26 protein-coding genes are annotated in these 12578 nt (G+C 42.3%); all 26 read left to right on the top strand.

The window, feature by feature from the left end; all coding sequences use genetic code 11:
* The first annotated feature begins 2 nt into the window (after positions 1–2).
* Genes rplB through rplQ form a run of 26 tightly spaced genes read left to right on the top strand, consistent with a single transcriptional unit; the run spans position 3 to position 12540 of the window.
* Positions 3–839 carry a 50S ribosomal protein L2 gene (rplB, locus tag EHQ62_RS00775; RefSeq protein WP_135640372.1) on the top strand — a complete coding sequence of 279 codons (837 nt, stop codon included), beginning with the start codon at positions 3–5 and terminating at the stop codon, positions 837–839.
* 13 nt (positions 840–852) lie between these two features.
* The gene (gene rpsS, locus EHQ62_RS00770) at positions 853–1131 is read left to right on the top strand and encodes a 30S ribosomal protein S19 (protein ID WP_002974021.1); all 279 of its coding nucleotides are present in this window, start codon (positions 853–855) and stop codon (positions 1129–1131) included.
* An 8-nt stretch (positions 1132–1139) separates the two neighbouring features.
* Positions 1140–1490, top strand: coding sequence for a 50S ribosomal protein L22 (gene rplV, locus EHQ62_RS00765; protein ID WP_012476297.1), 351 nt, complete (start codon positions 1140–1142; stop codon positions 1488–1490).
* Between the two features lie 3 nt (positions 1491–1493).
* Positions 1494–2171 (top strand): 30S ribosomal protein S3, encoded by a 678-nt coding sequence (gene rpsC, locus EHQ62_RS00760; protein ID WP_135640371.1) that lies wholly within the window; start codon positions 1494–1496, stop codon positions 2169–2171.
* 22 nt (positions 2172–2193) lie between these two features.
* A complete protein-coding gene (rplP, locus tag EHQ62_RS00755; protein WP_015678382.1) occupies positions 2194–2607 on the top strand; it encodes a 50S ribosomal protein L16 in 414 nt (137 codons plus the stop codon).
* Positions 2604–2876, top strand: coding sequence for a 50S ribosomal protein L29 (gene rpmC / locus EHQ62_RS00750; RefSeq protein WP_015678229.1), 273 nt, complete (start codon positions 2604–2606; stop codon positions 2874–2876). Before rplP ends, rpmC begins: the two co-directional genes overlap by 4 nt.
* A gap of 3 nt (positions 2877–2879) precedes the next feature.
* Positions 2880–3149 (top strand): 30S ribosomal protein S17, encoded by a 270-nt coding sequence (gene rpsQ / locus EHQ62_RS00745; RefSeq protein WP_012388932.1) that lies wholly within the window; start codon positions 2880–2882, stop codon positions 3147–3149.
* A complete protein-coding gene (gene rplN / locus EHQ62_RS00740; protein WP_002974152.1) occupies positions 3146–3538 on the top strand; it encodes a 50S ribosomal protein L14 in 393 nt (130 codons plus the stop codon). The genes rpsQ and rplN overlap by 4 nt, the downstream gene beginning before the upstream one ends.
* A gap of 1 nt (position 3539) precedes the next feature.
* Entirely contained in the window at positions 3540–3923 is a 384-nt protein-coding gene (gene rplX, locus EHQ62_RS00735) for a 50S ribosomal protein L24 (protein WP_012388931.1), read from the top strand.
* 2 nt (positions 3924–3925) lie between these two features.
* Complete coding sequence (gene rplE / locus EHQ62_RS00730) at positions 3926–4477, top strand: 50S ribosomal protein L5 (protein WP_015678219.1); 552 nt, start codon at positions 3926–3928, stop codon at positions 4475–4477.
* Between the two features lie 10 nt (positions 4478–4487).
* Positions 4488–4673 (top strand): type Z 30S ribosomal protein S14, encoded by a 186-nt coding sequence (locus EHQ62_RS00725; protein ID WP_012476296.1) that lies wholly within the window; start codon positions 4488–4490, stop codon positions 4671–4673.
* A gap of 17 nt (positions 4674–4690) precedes the next feature.
* Positions 4691–5089: a 30S ribosomal protein S8 gene (gene rpsH / locus EHQ62_RS00720; protein ID WP_002973604.1), complete on the top strand. Its 399-nt coding sequence runs from the start codon at positions 4691–4693 to the stop codon at positions 5087–5089.
* Between the two features lie 14 nt (positions 5090–5103).
* Complete coding sequence (gene rplF / locus EHQ62_RS00715) at positions 5104–5643, top strand: 50S ribosomal protein L6 (RefSeq protein ID WP_015677958.1); 540 nt, start codon at positions 5104–5106, stop codon at positions 5641–5643.
* 6 nt (positions 5644–5649) lie between these two features.
* A complete protein-coding gene (gene rplR / locus EHQ62_RS00710; RefSeq protein WP_012388928.1) occupies positions 5650–6018 on the top strand; it encodes a 50S ribosomal protein L18 in 369 nt (122 codons plus the stop codon).
* Positions 6019–6021: 3 nt separating this feature from the next.
* Positions 6022–6525, top strand: a complete 504-nt coding sequence (rpsE, locus tag EHQ62_RS00705; RefSeq protein ID WP_002973816.1) for a 30S ribosomal protein S5 — start codon at positions 6022–6024, stop codon at positions 6523–6525.
* A gap of 14 nt (positions 6526–6539) precedes the next feature.
* Positions 6540–6719, top strand: coding sequence for a 50S ribosomal protein L30 (rpmD, locus tag EHQ62_RS00700; RefSeq protein WP_002974048.1), 180 nt, complete (start codon positions 6540–6542; stop codon positions 6717–6719).
* A gap of 4 nt (positions 6720–6723) precedes the next feature.
* Positions 6724–7257, top strand: a complete 534-nt coding sequence (gene rplO / locus EHQ62_RS00695) for a 50S ribosomal protein L15 (RefSeq protein ID WP_135640370.1) — start codon at positions 6724–6726, stop codon at positions 7255–7257.
* A 7-nt stretch (positions 7258–7264) separates the two neighbouring features.
* The gene (gene secY / locus EHQ62_RS00690) at positions 7265–8647 is read left to right on the top strand and encodes a preprotein translocase subunit SecY (RefSeq protein ID WP_135640369.1); all 1383 of its coding nucleotides are present in this window, start codon (positions 7265–7267) and stop codon (positions 8645–8647) included.
* A gap of 3 nt (positions 8648–8650) precedes the next feature.
* Positions 8651–9214: an adenylate kinase gene (locus EHQ62_RS00685; protein WP_135617271.1), complete on the top strand. Its 564-nt coding sequence runs from the start codon at positions 8651–8653 to the stop codon at positions 9212–9214.
* A 10-nt stretch (positions 9215–9224) separates the two neighbouring features.
* Positions 9225–9443, top strand: coding sequence for a translation initiation factor IF-1 (infA, locus tag EHQ62_RS00680; RefSeq protein WP_012476295.1), 219 nt, complete (start codon positions 9225–9227; stop codon positions 9441–9443).
* 9 nt (positions 9444–9452) lie between these two features.
* On the top strand, positions 9453–9566 hold the full coding sequence (gene rpmJ, locus EHQ62_RS00675; protein ID WP_002974084.1) for a 50S ribosomal protein L36: 114 nt from the start codon (positions 9453–9455) through the stop codon (positions 9564–9566).
* A gap of 6 nt (positions 9567–9572) precedes the next feature.
* Entirely contained in the window at positions 9573–9950 is a 378-nt protein-coding gene (gene rpsM / locus EHQ62_RS00670; protein WP_035983662.1) for a 30S ribosomal protein S13, read from the top strand.
* 11 nt (positions 9951–9961) lie between these two features.
* A complete protein-coding gene (gene rpsK / locus EHQ62_RS00665) occupies positions 9962–10375 on the top strand; it encodes a 30S ribosomal protein S11 (protein ID WP_012388922.1) in 414 nt (137 codons plus the stop codon).
* Between the two features lie 9 nt (positions 10376–10384).
* Positions 10385–11017 carry a 30S ribosomal protein S4 gene (gene rpsD / locus EHQ62_RS00660; RefSeq protein ID WP_135580130.1) on the top strand — a complete coding sequence of 211 codons (633 nt, stop codon included), beginning with the start codon at positions 10385–10387 and terminating at the stop codon, positions 11015–11017.
* 25 nt (positions 11018–11042) lie between these two features.
* Positions 11043–12020, top strand: coding sequence for a DNA-directed RNA polymerase subunit alpha (locus tag EHQ62_RS00655; protein ID WP_002974165.1), 978 nt, complete (start codon positions 11043–11045; stop codon positions 12018–12020).
* 1 nt (position 12021) lies between these two features.
* Entirely contained in the window at positions 12022–12540 is a 519-nt protein-coding gene (gene rplQ / locus EHQ62_RS00650) for a 50S ribosomal protein L17 (RefSeq protein ID WP_135640368.1), read from the top strand.
* Positions 12541–12578 lie beyond the last annotated feature (38 nt).

Here is a 12578-nt window from a genome sequence, read left to right as displayed (position 1 = left end):
TTATGGGAATTAGAAAACTTAAACCCACAACGCAATCTAGCCGGTATTATTCCGTTTTAGATTTCAAAGAAATCACAGAAGTGGTTCCTTACAAACCGCTCACTGCCAATTTTTCATACAAGGCTGGCCGTGACAACAAGGGACGGATTGCTGTTAGACGCAAAGGTGGACGTAACAAAAGAAAGTTTCGTATCATCGATTTCAAACGTAACAAATTTGGAATCCCTGCAACGGTCAAAACAATTGAATACGATCCAAACCGCTCTGCATTCATCGCACTTGTTTGTTATGCGGATGGTGAATACCGATACATTTTAGCACCTAACGGTTTAAAAGTTGGTGATAAATTGGAATCAGGTCCAAATGCAGAAATCAAACTAGGGAACACACTTCCTTTAGATAAAATCCCTGCAGGAACAAACGTTCACAACATCGAACTCCATATCGGTAAGGGTGGCCAGATCGCAAGAACGGCTGGATCCTTTGCTGTGATCTCCGCAAAAGACGGAGACTATGTTTCACTCAAACTCCCTTCTTCGGAAATCCGAAAAGTTCGGAAAGAGTGTTTGGCGACTGTTGGAGAACTCTCCAATAAAGACCATAACTTAGTCATCATTGGAAAAGCCGGTCGTAACCGTTGGTTAGGAAAAAGACCGAAAGTAAGAGGGGTCGTTATGAACCCTGTGGACCACCCACTCGGTGGTGGTGAAGGTAGAACTTCCGGTGGACGTCACCCAGTGACTCCTTGGGGTAAACCTACGAAAGGATTTAAAACACGTAAGACAAGACCGTCTGATCGTTTTATTGTCCAAAGACGTAAGAAAAACAGGAATAGGTAGGGTCTAGATACTCATGGCTAGAAGCTTAAAAAAAGGTCCGTTCATCGACGACCACCTCATGAAAAAAATTACCAAGTTAAATTCTGAAGGGAAAAAAACACCCTTCAAGTCTTGGTCCAGAAGAAGTACCATTTATCCAGATATGATTGGTCATACAGTCATGATTCATAATGGCAAAGCGTTTGTTCCGGTGTATGTAAACGAAAACATGATCGGTCACAAACTTGGTGAATTTGCTCCCACTAGAACCTTCAAAGGTCATGGTGGAGACAAAAAAGTAGCGAAGAAATAGGTAGAGTGATGGAAGCAAAAGCAGTTGGAAAACACCTAAGAATTTCTGCCAGAAAAGCTCGCCTGGTTGCTGACGAAGTTCGTGGATACGATTACAAAGAAGCAATTGATATCTTGCGTTTCACAAACAAAGCAGCAAGTTCAATGATCATTAACCTTCTCAATTCAGCAGTGGCAAATGCCATTCAAATGAACGAAAGTTTGGATCCAAATTCACTTTTTGTTAAAAAAATCTATGTGGATGACGGCCCTATCATGAAACGTTTCCGCCCAAGAGCACGAGGTCGTGCATCTAGGATCCGCAAACGCCTGAGCCACATCACAGTTGTTGTATCTGAAATCGAAAAGAAGGTTAGCTAATTTATGGGTCAGAAAGTAAATCCAATCGGACTACGAATCGGAATCACACGTAACTGGGATTCGGTTTGGTTTTCCAAACAAGATTACATTAAAAATCTTCACGAAGATATCAAGATCCGTAGATTCCTTCTGAAGAAATTCAAAAATGCATCCGTTGTCAAAATCATAATCGAAAGATTCCCTGAAAAAATCAACGTGAACCTCCATACTTCTAAACCAGGTATGGTGATTGGTCAAAAAGGCCAAAACATCGAAGCGGTAAAACAAGAACTGAAAAAGTTCGCTGATAAGCCGATTGGAATGAACATCATCGAAGTGAAAAAACCAGAAGTAATTGCACAAGCGATTGCGGAAACAGTGGCGCTTCAAATCGAACAAAGGATGCCTTTCCGTCGTGTGATGAAAGCGGAACTTCGTCGTGCGATGCGCGGTGGAGTAGAAGGAGTCAAAATCCAAATCTCTGGACGTCTCAACGGAGCGGACATGGCAAGAACAGAAAAGTATATGGAAGGACGAGTTCCACTCCATACACTTCGTGCCAAAATTGATTTTGGATTCAAAGAAGCTCTCACGACTTTCGGACAAATTGGTGTGAAAGTATGGACTTATACAGGTGACTACTTCCCAACGAAGGAAGAGTCCGATGAAGATAAATACGCTGTAAAACGTAGAACGAGTTAAGAAGTACTAAAGAGAAACCATCATGTTAGCACCTAAACGAGTAAAATTTAGAAAACGCCAAAGAGGGCGCTTAAAAGGTAAGGACGAAAGAGGTTCTTACGTTGCGTTCGGAGAATTTGGTTTAAAAGCCATTTCTTCCGGTCGTATCACGGCGCGCCAAATTGAGGCTGCAAGGATCACCATCAACCGCCAAGTCAAACGAGGTGGGAAATTATGGATCAGGATCTTCCCTCATTTACCAATCACTAAAAAACCTGCCGAAACTCGTATGGGTAAAGGTAAAGGTAACCCTGAGTTCTGGATTGCTGAAATCCGACCAGGACGAGTTCTTTTTGAAATGGCTGGTGTTGATGAAGACACTGCTAGAAAAGCACTCCACCTAGCGGCGTTCAAACTGCCAGTAGAAACTTCATTTGTTAAGAGGAACGTTCTATGAAAGACGATTTCAAATCACTTTCTCCAGAAGATTTGAAGAAAGAAATTCTTTCCTCTTCCGAAGAAGTAAGAAAAGCAAGATTCCAATTTGGTGTTACAAGATCACTTGAGAACCCAAAAGTAATCCGCAATCATAAGAAGAGAATTGCCCAAGCACTCACTGTCCTTCGCGAGAAGGAACTCAGTGCAAAAGGTAAACTCAAACAAATCGCACCAAAGGCTGGTTCAGCTCCAAAAGCTGCCAAAACAAGCAAAGGTAAGAAGAAGTAGGTTATGGAAGATAAAAACTCTAAAAAGTCTTTAACCATCCAAGGTGTAGTTGTGAGTGATGCTATGGATAAAACCGTAGTGATCGAAATCATCACAAGAAAAGTACACCCACGGTTTAAGAAGATTATGACCAGAACTTCCCGCGTGAAAATTCACGATGAGAAGAACGAGTGTCAAGTTGGTGATCGAGTCATCGCTGTGGAAACAAGACCACTTTCTAAACAGAAACACCATAAACTTGTAAAGGTAATTGAGAAGGCGAAATTAGTATGATCCAACAAGAAACTATTTTACAAGTAGCCGATAACTCGGGTGTGAAAAAAGTCATGTGCGTTAAAGTGCTTGGCGGTTCCAAAAAACGCTACGCAACGCTTGGTGACGAAATCATCGTCGCTGTGAAGGAAGCACAACCTGCATACGGTCTTCGTGACGGGCAAGGGAAAAAAGTGCATAACAAAGCGGTTCAAAGAGCCGTTGTCGTAAGAACGAAAAAAGAAGTTCGTCGTCCAGACGGAACCTATATCCGTTTTGATGACAATGCGGTTGCCATCATCGATGATAAAGGCAATCCAAAAGGAACAAGGATCTTCGGACCTGTTGCCCGCGAACTTCGTGATAAAAAATACATGAAAATTATATCTCTAGCTCCGGAGGTTCTCTAAGATGGCGACTAAGTTAGCATATAGAGGTTCCGAGCCTACTAAATTCAAAAAAACAAAAATCAAAAAGGACGATGAAGTCCTTGTGATTTCTGGAAAAGAAAAAGGAAAAAAAGGGAAAGTTCTCGCTGTTGATAAACGCAAAGACCGCGTTTACATCGAAGGTGTGAACAAACGAAAAAGATTCGTTCGCCCAACTCAGGAAAACCCTGGTGGTGGTGCGATTGAAATCGAATTCCCAATCCATATTTCCAATGTGATGTTTCACGACGCAAAAGCAGAGAACAAAGCGAAGCCTAAGAAGAAAATTAAGGCTGTACGCTTGGGCTTTGCCAAGAAGGATGGTAAATCCGTACGAGTGACTCGACCTGAAGGGAAAGAAGTATAGATATGGTACCTAGGCTTAAATCAAAATACGAAAAGGAAATTCGTCCTACACTCCAAAAGTCACTCGGCTTTCAAAGTGTGATGCGAGTTCCTAAACTCGAAAAAATCGTAATCAACGTAGGGATGGGCGAAGCTCATACCAACCCAAAAGCAATGGAAGCATGCCTTGTGGAGATTGGCCAAATCACTGGCCAAAGACCGGTAAAAACCTTCGCAAAGAAATCAATTGCTGGTTTCAAAGTGAGAGAAGGTATGGTGCTCGGTTGCAAAGTGACCCTTCGTGGTCATCATATGTATGAGTTCCTTGATCGTTTTATCAACGTAGCCCTTCCAAGGGTTCGTGACTTTCGTGGTGTAAGCCCGAAAGGTTTTGATGGAAGAGGGAATTACAACCTTTCTGTCAGAGAACAGATCATTTTCCCAGAGATCCAATTTGATAAAATCAATACGATCTATGGAATCAATATCACTTTCGTAACGAACACGGAAGTGGACAAAGAAGCGTTCGAATTATTCCAAGCCTTCGGTATGCCTTACCGAACGGCAGGTAAGTAGGAGATTATTCATGGCGAAAAAATCAATGATGGAACGCCACGCCAAAGAGCAAAAATTCAAAGTGAGAGAGTACAATCGTTGCCCTCTTTGTGGTCGATCACGCGCTTACTTGCGCCGCTTTGATATGTGTCGTCTTTGCTTCCGGGACCTTGCTAGCAAGGCTCAGATCCCCGGTGTGAAAAAGTCCTCCTGGTAATTAGGTTAAGGTAAGATATGAGTCTTTCAGATCCAATCGCAGATATGCTAACAAGAATCAGAAATGCACAACAAGCGAAACATGAGCTTTGTGTGATTCCTGGTAGCAAAATCAAAAAGTCCATCCTAGATCTTCTAAAAGAAGAAGGTTTTGTAGATGATGTCCAAACTGTAAAAAATGGAAGTTTTGATGACTTCCAAGTAAAACTAAAATATGACACGGAAAAGAAACCAGTGATTCGTATGATCGAACGAGTATCCACTCCAGGTCGTCGCGTTTACATCCAATCTGGTGAAATCCGCCCGTTCCGTAACAATATCGGAACTCTCATCCTTTCGACTTCGAAAGGGGTGATGACTGGGAAACGTGCTCGTAAACTCAGAGTAGGAGGGGAAGTTCTCTGTAAGGTATTCTAGAGAACGATAACACTATGTCTCGAGTTGGAAAAAGTATCATCAAATTGCCTGCAAAGGTAGAAGTAAAAGCAGATGCAGAAGCCCTTACCATTAAAGGGCCGTTAGGGGAATTAAAAACTCCTATTTACGAAGGTGTCAGTGCCAACGTAGAAAACGGAGAATTGGTTTTTACTCGTAAAAGTGAAGACCAAAAGACTGTGGCACTCCATGGTCTTGTTCGTTCCCTTGCGATGAACTGCGTAAAAGGAGTCACTTCCGGTTGGGAAAAAAACCTAGAAATCACTGGGGTCGGTTACCGTGCACAAAAACGTGGTAAGGATCTCGTGATGGCACTTGGTTATTCTCATGAAGTGGTTTTCCCAGAACCAAATGGCATCAAAATTGAAGTCGCAGATCAGCTCAAAATCAAAGTATCGGGGATAGACCGACAACTGGTTGGACAAGTTGCGGCTGATATTCGTTCCAAAAGACCTCCTGAGCCTTATAAAGGCAAAGGGATCAAATACGCGAATGAATACATCCGTAGAAAGGCCGGAAAAACCGGTAAGAAGTAGAACGTCATGATCAACAAGACAGCTAAAAATACGAAAAGATTGAGAAGAGCGGAGAGAGTTCGATACAAACTCCGCCAAACATCGGAAAGACCTCGGTTAGTGTTCAACAAAACGAACCGTTACCTCACTGCACAAATCATTGATGATGCAAAGGGTGTAACATTAGTTTACGCAACTACCCTCGAGAAAGATTTTCCGAAACATGAAAATTCTAAGAAGAGTAAATCGGCTGCAACCGAACTCGGTAAAGTAGTCGCTGACAAGGCGAAAAAAGCAGGTGTTTCGCAAGTGGTTTTAGACCGTTCTGGAATGGTTTACCACGGAAGGATCGCTGCGTTTGCTGATTCTGCCCGCGAAGGTGGATTGGAGTTCTAAATGATGTTAGAAGAAGAAACAAAAGAATTTACTGAGAAGGTCGTAAAAATCGACCGAGTTGCCAAAGTTGTGAAAGGGGGACGTCGTTTCTCCTTTAACGCACTTTCTGTTGTGGGTGACTCCAAAGGGAAAGTAGGAATTGGTTTTGGAAAAGCAAATGAAGTTCCAGATGCCATCCGTAAGTCCATTGAATCGGCAAAAAAGAATTTAAAATCCATTCACTATATCGGTCACACTGTTCCACACGATGTGGTAGGACAGTTTAAATCGGCTCGAGTGATTTTGAAACCAGCTTCTCCGGGAACTGGGATCATCGCGGGAGCTTCTGTTCGTTCCGTATTGGAAAGAGCAGGGATCCAAGATGTGTTAACAAAATCATGGGGATCTTCAAACCCGATGAACATTGTTAAGGCGACTATGGATGCATTACAACAGTTGGAAACTCCGTCTATGGCGGTAAAACGACGTGGTGTTAGTCTCAAACATTTGTTTGGGCAAGATCTATAAAAAGGGAACTGACTATGGAAGAAGTGATCGTAACGCAAGAAAGAAGTTCTATTGGCATCATTCCAATGCACAAAAAAACTCTGATTGCTCTCGGCCTTAAAAAGAAAGGTCAATCCAAAAAACACAAAATGACTCCCCAATTGAAAGGGATGTTACGACAAGTAGGTTACTTGTTGAAAGTGGAAAAGGTATAATTGTATGGCACAAGATAGAATTGAACAAGGTCGTGGGTTCGGCGCAAAACGTCCGAAAAAATCCACATCTCTCGGCAACAAAAACTTGGTTCCGGTTCCGGAAGGTGCAAAAACATCTCCGAAACGTGTGGGCCAAGGCCCTGGATCTGGGATGGGAAAAACTTCCACTCGTGGGTCCAAAGGACAAAGAGCCCGTGCTGCTTCGATGAGACGTGGATTTGAAGGGGGACAGCTCCCTCTCCACAGACGTTTGCCAAAACGTGGTTTTACCAATATTTTCTCAGTTGAATTCCAACCAGTAAACCTAGTAGCATTGGCGAAAGCTGGTCTTACGGGGGAAGTAACTCCTGCCATTCTCAAAGCGAAGTCTTTGATTAAGTCCGAAGTAGGACCGATCAAATTACTCGGAACGGGAGAAGTGACAGCTGCCATCACCATTACGGTTGATGCTTTTTCTGCCTCAGCAAAAGAGAAAATCGAAAAAGCTGGTGGAAAGGTCATCATCAGAGAAAAGAAAAAAGAAGAGAAAACAAACTAGATAAACTATGTTTCAAACCATCGCTAACATCTTTCGAATCCCGGAATTAAGATCTAAAATCCTATTTACAATCGGTATGTTGTTACTTTTCAGAATGGGAACACATGTGACCATTCCTGGTATCAACAGTTTGATTGTGTCGGGCATTACTGCCGATTCCAGTGAAGGTTTCCTTGGAATGGTGGATTTGTTTGCTGGTGGTGCTCTTCTCAAATTTTCTATTTTTGCTCTTGGGATTATGCCTTACATCTCCTCATCCATCATCATGCAGCTTGTGATGGTTCTCATCCCTAGTTTGCAAAAGATGCAAAAAGAAGGGGAAGAAGGCAGGAAAAAAATCCAACAGTACACAAAGTACGGAACTCTCATCCTCTGTGCAATCCAGTCCCTTGCTGTGATCCAACTTGCAAATTCCTATTCAACAGGTGCTGGCAATAACGGAGCAGCAAGATACCCGGGTTTGATCAATCCATCCGTGGAAGGATACTTTTTACCGATTGCGATGCTTTCCATCACAACGGGAACGGTTCTTCTCATTTGGCTTGGGGAACAAATCACTGAGCGTGGGATCGGGAATGGAATCTCCCTCATTATCTTTGCTGGTATCATTGGTCGTATGCCGGAAGCACTCATTGCGATGTTTACCTCGGACACTTCTGACGCTCTTAGCATCCTTATCCTTATCATTATCTTTATCGTTCTCATCTCCCTTACGGTGATTTTGACCCAAGGGGTTCGCCGGGTTCCACTGAATTATGGAAAACAAATGGTAGGAAGGAAGATGGTTCAGGCTCGTAGCCAATCCATTCCTTTCAAAGTGAATAGTGCCAACGTAATGCCAATTATCTTTGCATCATCGCTGATCCTATTCCCACAAACAATTGTTCAGTGGTTGTCTTCGAAAGGCGGACAGTGGGCTGGTTGGGCTGTGATTATGGACTATTTCAATCCATTTTCACAAATCTGGTACCATGCCTTATTTTACTATGTGATTTATACTTCTCTCATCATCTTCTTTGCGTATTTTTATACAGCGATCCAGTTCAACCCGCAAGAGTTGGCTGATAACCTAAAAAAATACGGTGGGTTTATCCCAGGAGTCCGTCCAGGAAGCCAAACCAAAGAAATGATTGAGAAAATTTTGAATCGAATCACCTTACCGGGTGCTCTTTTCCTTGCAGGTCTTGCTCTTGCTCCTTATCTCATCATTAAGTTCTTAAACCTCGGTTCCAACACCGGTGGGGGAACATTGGTGTATACATTCGGAGGGACTTCTCTTCTCATTATGGTGGGTGTGGCACTCGAAACCTTAAAACAAATCGAAGCCCAACTCCTCATGAGAAACTACGAAGGATTCATGAAAAAGACTAAAATCAAGGGAAGAGTGTAACGAATGAAGAGACTCATATTTATGGGCCCTCCAGGTGCTGGTAAGGGAACACAAGCTGACATCATCAAAGAGAAATACAAAATCCCTCAGATTTCCACTGGCGATATCCTTCGGGCAGCCGTAAAAAATGGCACGGCTATGGGGATTGAAGCGAAAAAATTTATGGACGCGGGAGACCTTGTTCCAGATGCTGTCGTTATAGGCATAATTCGCGACCGGTTGGTCGAAGCAGATTGTGCAAATGGATTCATATTGGATGGATTTCCAAGGACGGTGGAGCAAGCAAAGGCTCTCGCGGAAATCCTCAAAGAGCTTCACATGGAGCTCGACTCCGTTGTCAACCTAGACGTTCCTGACGAAGAACTCGTCAAACGGTTGCTAGGTAGAGCGATCAAAGAAGGGCGCTCGGATGACAACGAAGAGACCATCAAAAACCGTCTGCATACTTACAACACCAAGACGTTGCCCCTGATTGACTTTTATAAAGGCACGGGGATCCTTCGGCAAATCAATGGTTTGGGAAGTATGGAAGAAATCACTAACACTATTTTAAAATCAATCCAGTAGGAGATAGACTCTGGCTAAGGAAGAAGCAATTACCATTGACGGGACCGTTTTAGAACCGTTACCAAATGCGATGTTCCGTGTGGAACTTGAGAATGGTCACAAAGTTCTAGCGCACATTTCAGGAAAGATGCGTATGCATTACATTCGTATTTTGCCTGGAGACAAAGTCACTGTGGAACTTTCTCCTTATGACTTAACCAAGGGCCGTATCACTTACAGAAAGAAATAGGAAACTATAATGAAAGTTAGAGCATCAGTCAAAAAAATCTGTCCAGAATGCAAAGTCATTCGCAGAAAAGGTGTAATCCGAGTGATTTGCACAAACCCAAAACACAAACAAAGGCAAAGATAGGAAGATATGGCACGTATCGCGGGTGTTGATTTACCATCAAACAAAAGAATTGTAATCGGTCTTACATACGTATTTGGTATTGGTAAGACCTCCTCTCAAAATATCCTGAAAAAAGCAGGAATTGACGAATCTATCAGGGTGAAGGACCTTTCGGACGAACAAGAAGCCGCGATCCGACGAGTCATTGAAGAATCATACCAGGTAGAAGGGGATCTTCGTTCTGAAGTCAACCTCAACATCAAACGATTGATGGATGTGGGATGTTACAGAGGTTTCCGTCACAGACGTGGACTTCCAGTCAATGGACAAAGAACCAGAACCAACGCAAGGACCCGTAAGGGCGTCAAGAAAACCGTAGCGAATAAGAAAAAGGCTACGAAGTAGAGGACTAATCCATGGCTGAAAAAGACGCAAAGAATAAAAAAGATACCAAAAAGGTTAAGAAAAAAGAAAAGAAAAACGTTCCACGGGGTAAGGTTTATATCCAAGCTTCGTTTAACAACACTATCGTATCCATTACGGATATGGCTGGTAACGTTCTTTCTTGGTCTTCTTCTGGAATGATGGGATTTCGTGGATCTAAAAAATCCACTCCTTATGCTGCACAAGTTGCGGCAACGAACGCTGCCGACAAAGCAATTGAAGCAGCTGGTTTATCAGAAGTGGATGTAATGGTTTCAGGTCCTGGGATTGGACGTGAATCTGCCATTCGTTCTTTGACCACAAAAGGTCTATCAATCAAACTCATTAAAGACGTAACTCCGCTCCCGCACAATGGGTGCCGACCACGAAAAAGAAGAAGGGTGTAGGAATTAGATATGGCACGTTACCGAGGTCCAGTTGTTAAATTGATGAGAAGAGAGGGGCTTAACCTCTTTCTCAAAAATAGTCATACATTACATAAAGAAAAATCTTCCCTTGAAAAGAGAAAGTACCCACCAGGCCTTCCTCCTAAGAAAAAAGGAAAGATCACGGAATACGGGGCACAGCTTCGTGAAAAACAAAAAGTCAAACGCGCTTACGGTGTTTTAGAAAAACAATTCCGTAGATACTTTGAAGAAGCATCTCACACTCCAGGGATTCCTGGTGAGAACTTACTCCAATTCCTCGAAAGAAGATTGGACAATGTTCTCTATCGTATGGGTTTCGCTGTGACTCGAAGGCAAGCTCGTAACTTTGTGGCACACAGACACATCCTTGTGAATGGCCACCGAGTGGACATTTGTTCTTATCGTGTGAATGTTGGTGATAAAATCGAAATTCGTGAGAAATTCCAAAAATCTGCGTTTATCGAAGAGAATATCAAACTAGCCCAAGCAATCAATCGAACTGCTTCTTGGGTGAGTGTGGATTATACCAAGTTCTCCGGAGAAGTGTTATCACTTCCAACAAGAGAGCATATTGATATCCCTGTGAAAGAACAGGTAATCGTAGAGTTGTACTCGAAGTAAGAATTTAGAGAAGAAGGATACGACATTGTCTCCAAAGAATTTATTAAAAGGTTTTAAAAGACCCAAAAAAATCGAATTCACAACTGATGTGAATACACCAAACTACGGTAAGTTTGTTGCAGAACCTTTCGAAAGAGGAATTGGTACTACGATTGGGAACTCCCTTCGTCGTACGCTAATGTCTTCGATTGAAGGTGCAGCAATTTCCGCGATTCGGATTGAAGGAGTCTCTCATGAGTTCTCCTATATTGAAGGTGTAGCAGAAGACGTAACTCGTATCATTCTTAACTTAAAACAAGTTCGAATCAAATACGAGCCGGAAGACAAAGAAGCAAGTAAAGTAATCCACCTTGAACTAAAGGGTGCAGGTTACTTCCGTGCGGCTGACCTTGCCGTAGATTCTTCCATTGAAATCATGAACCCAGACCTTCATATTGCGACTCTCAATGAGGATGCCAATTTGATTATGGATTTGGAAATCCAAAGAGGGCGCGGTTACGTCCCAGCGGAAGATAAAAAGAAAGACATCGAAGTTTTGGGAACGATCCCAATCGATTCTATCTTTTCTCCAATCCAAAAAGTATTGTTTGAAGTATCAGAAACTCGTGTTGCACAACGTTCTGATTACGAAAAACTTACTATGGAAGTTTGGACTGATGGATCTGTGTCCCCTGAAGACGCAGTTGCACAAGCTGCTAAAATTTTAAAAGACCACCTCACTGTTTTCATTAATTTCGAAGAAGAAATTGAAGAGGAAGAAGAAGAATTAGATGAAGCGGATGAAAAACTGAAAGCTGCTTTATCTAAACACGTGGAAGAATTAGAACTTTCAGTTCGTTCGACAAACGTGCTTCGCAGTTTGGAAATTGACTTCATTGGTGAACTCGTGAAGAGATCAGAAGATGAGATGACTAAATCAAAACATTTCAGCGAACAAAGTTTACAAGAATTGAAAGCAAAACTTTCCTCTATGGGACTTTCGTTCGGTATGAGAGATTTTTAAGATGAACAAACGAAATAAAGTTAAACAACTCAATAGATCCGCAGATCATAGAAAAGCTATGATCCAAAATATGGTAATCTCTCTCCTCCGTCATGAAAGAATTGAGTCTTCTGTGGCGAAGTTAAAAGTGGCTCGTTCTTATGCAGAACGAATCATCACTAGAGCGAAAAAAAATCTAGATGCCAACTTAGCAAATTTGGATGAACAAAAGAAAAATGCTGCGATCCTTCACAATACAAGATACCTTTACAGCCATCTTGGTGACCAAGAAATCGTAACAAAACTTTTGAAAGATCTTGCCAATCGTTATGCAGAAAGAGTGGGTGGGTATACAAGGATCATTCGACTTGTGAACCGTCCTTCAGATAACACTGCGATGGGCATTTTAGAACTTGTGGATCGCAAAACGCAAGACGAACTAAAAGCAGAAGTTAGAGCAAAACGTGAAGAGAAAAAACCGGCCAAAAAGGAAGAAAAACCGAAAAAGGCTAAAAAAGAAAAGGTAGCGGCTGCTAAATAAATTTAGTCCGCTAACACGAATTCTTTGCTAGAAAAACC

It is taken from the genome of Leptospira jelokensis, assembly GCF_004769635.1.
GTDB classification, from domain to species: domain Bacteria; phylum Spirochaetota; class Leptospiria; order Leptospirales; family Leptospiraceae; genus Leptospira_A; species Leptospira_A jelokensis.
The sequence above is the reverse complement of the archived record's forward strand: the minus strand, read 5'-3'. Positions and strand labels throughout refer to the sequence as shown.

Excerpts from the sequence above, each read along its gene's own strand:
- rplB (WP_135640372.1), top strand. The coding sequence starts at position 3 with ATGGGAATTAGAAAACTTAAACCCACAACGCAATCTAGCCGGTATTAT.
- rpsS (WP_002974021.1), top strand. The coding sequence starts at position 853 with ATGGCTAGAAGCTTAAAAAAAGGTCCGTTCATCGACGACCACCTCATG.
- rplV (WP_012476297.1), top strand. The coding sequence starts at position 1,140 with ATGGAAGCAAAAGCAGTTGGAAAACACCTAAGAATTTCTGCCAGAAAA.
- rpsC (WP_135640371.1), top strand. The coding sequence starts at position 1,494 with ATGGGTCAGAAAGTAAATCCAATCGGACTACGAATCGGAATCACACGT.
- rplP (WP_015678382.1), top strand. The coding sequence starts at position 2,194 with ATGTTAGCACCTAAACGAGTAAAATTTAGAAAACGCCAAAGAGGGCGC.
- rpmC (WP_015678229.1), top strand. The coding sequence starts at position 2,604 with ATGAAAGACGATTTCAAATCACTTTCTCCAGAAGATTTGAAGAAAGAA.
- rpsQ (WP_012388932.1), top strand. The coding sequence starts at position 2,880 with ATGGAAGATAAAAACTCTAAAAAGTCTTTAACCATCCAAGGTGTAGTT.
- rplN (WP_002974152.1), top strand. The coding sequence starts at position 3,146 with ATGATCCAACAAGAAACTATTTTACAAGTAGCCGATAACTCGGGTGTG.
- rplX (WP_012388931.1), top strand. The coding sequence starts at position 3,540 with ATGGCGACTAAGTTAGCATATAGAGGTTCCGAGCCTACTAAATTCAAA.
- rplE (WP_015678219.1), top strand. The coding sequence starts at position 3,926 with ATGGTACCTAGGCTTAAATCAAAATACGAAAAGGAAATTCGTCCTACA.
- EHQ62_RS00725 (WP_012476296.1), top strand. The coding sequence starts at position 4,488 with ATGGCGAAAAAATCAATGATGGAACGCCACGCCAAAGAGCAAAAATTC.
- rpsH (WP_002973604.1), top strand. The coding sequence starts at position 4,691 with ATGAGTCTTTCAGATCCAATCGCAGATATGCTAACAAGAATCAGAAAT.
- rplF (WP_015677958.1), top strand. The coding sequence starts at position 5,104 with ATGTCTCGAGTTGGAAAAAGTATCATCAAATTGCCTGCAAAGGTAGAA.
- rplR (WP_012388928.1), top strand. The coding sequence starts at position 5,650 with ATGATCAACAAGACAGCTAAAAATACGAAAAGATTGAGAAGAGCGGAG.
- rpsE (WP_002973816.1), top strand. The coding sequence starts at position 6,022 with ATGTTAGAAGAAGAAACAAAAGAATTTACTGAGAAGGTCGTAAAAATC.
- rpmD (WP_002974048.1), top strand. The coding sequence starts at position 6,540 with ATGGAAGAAGTGATCGTAACGCAAGAAAGAAGTTCTATTGGCATCATT.
- rplO (WP_135640370.1), top strand. The coding sequence starts at position 6,724 with ATGGCACAAGATAGAATTGAACAAGGTCGTGGGTTCGGCGCAAAACGT.
- secY (WP_135640369.1), top strand. The coding sequence starts at position 7,265 with ATGTTTCAAACCATCGCTAACATCTTTCGAATCCCGGAATTAAGATCT.
- EHQ62_RS00685 (WP_135617271.1), top strand. The coding sequence starts at position 8,651 with ATGAAGAGACTCATATTTATGGGCCCTCCAGGTGCTGGTAAGGGAACA.
- rpmJ (WP_002974084.1), top strand. The coding sequence starts at position 9,453 with ATGAAAGTTAGAGCATCAGTCAAAAAAATCTGTCCAGAATGCAAAGTC.
- rpsM (WP_035983662.1), top strand. The coding sequence starts at position 9,573 with ATGGCACGTATCGCGGGTGTTGATTTACCATCAAACAAAAGAATTGTA.
- rpsK (WP_012388922.1), top strand. The coding sequence starts at position 9,962 with ATGGCTGAAAAAGACGCAAAGAATAAAAAAGATACCAAAAAGGTTAAG.
- rpsD (WP_135580130.1), top strand. The coding sequence starts at position 10,385 with ATGGCACGTTACCGAGGTCCAGTTGTTAAATTGATGAGAAGAGAGGGG.
- rplQ (WP_135640368.1), top strand. The coding sequence starts at position 12,022 with ATGAACAAACGAAATAAAGTTAAACAACTCAATAGATCCGCAGATCAT.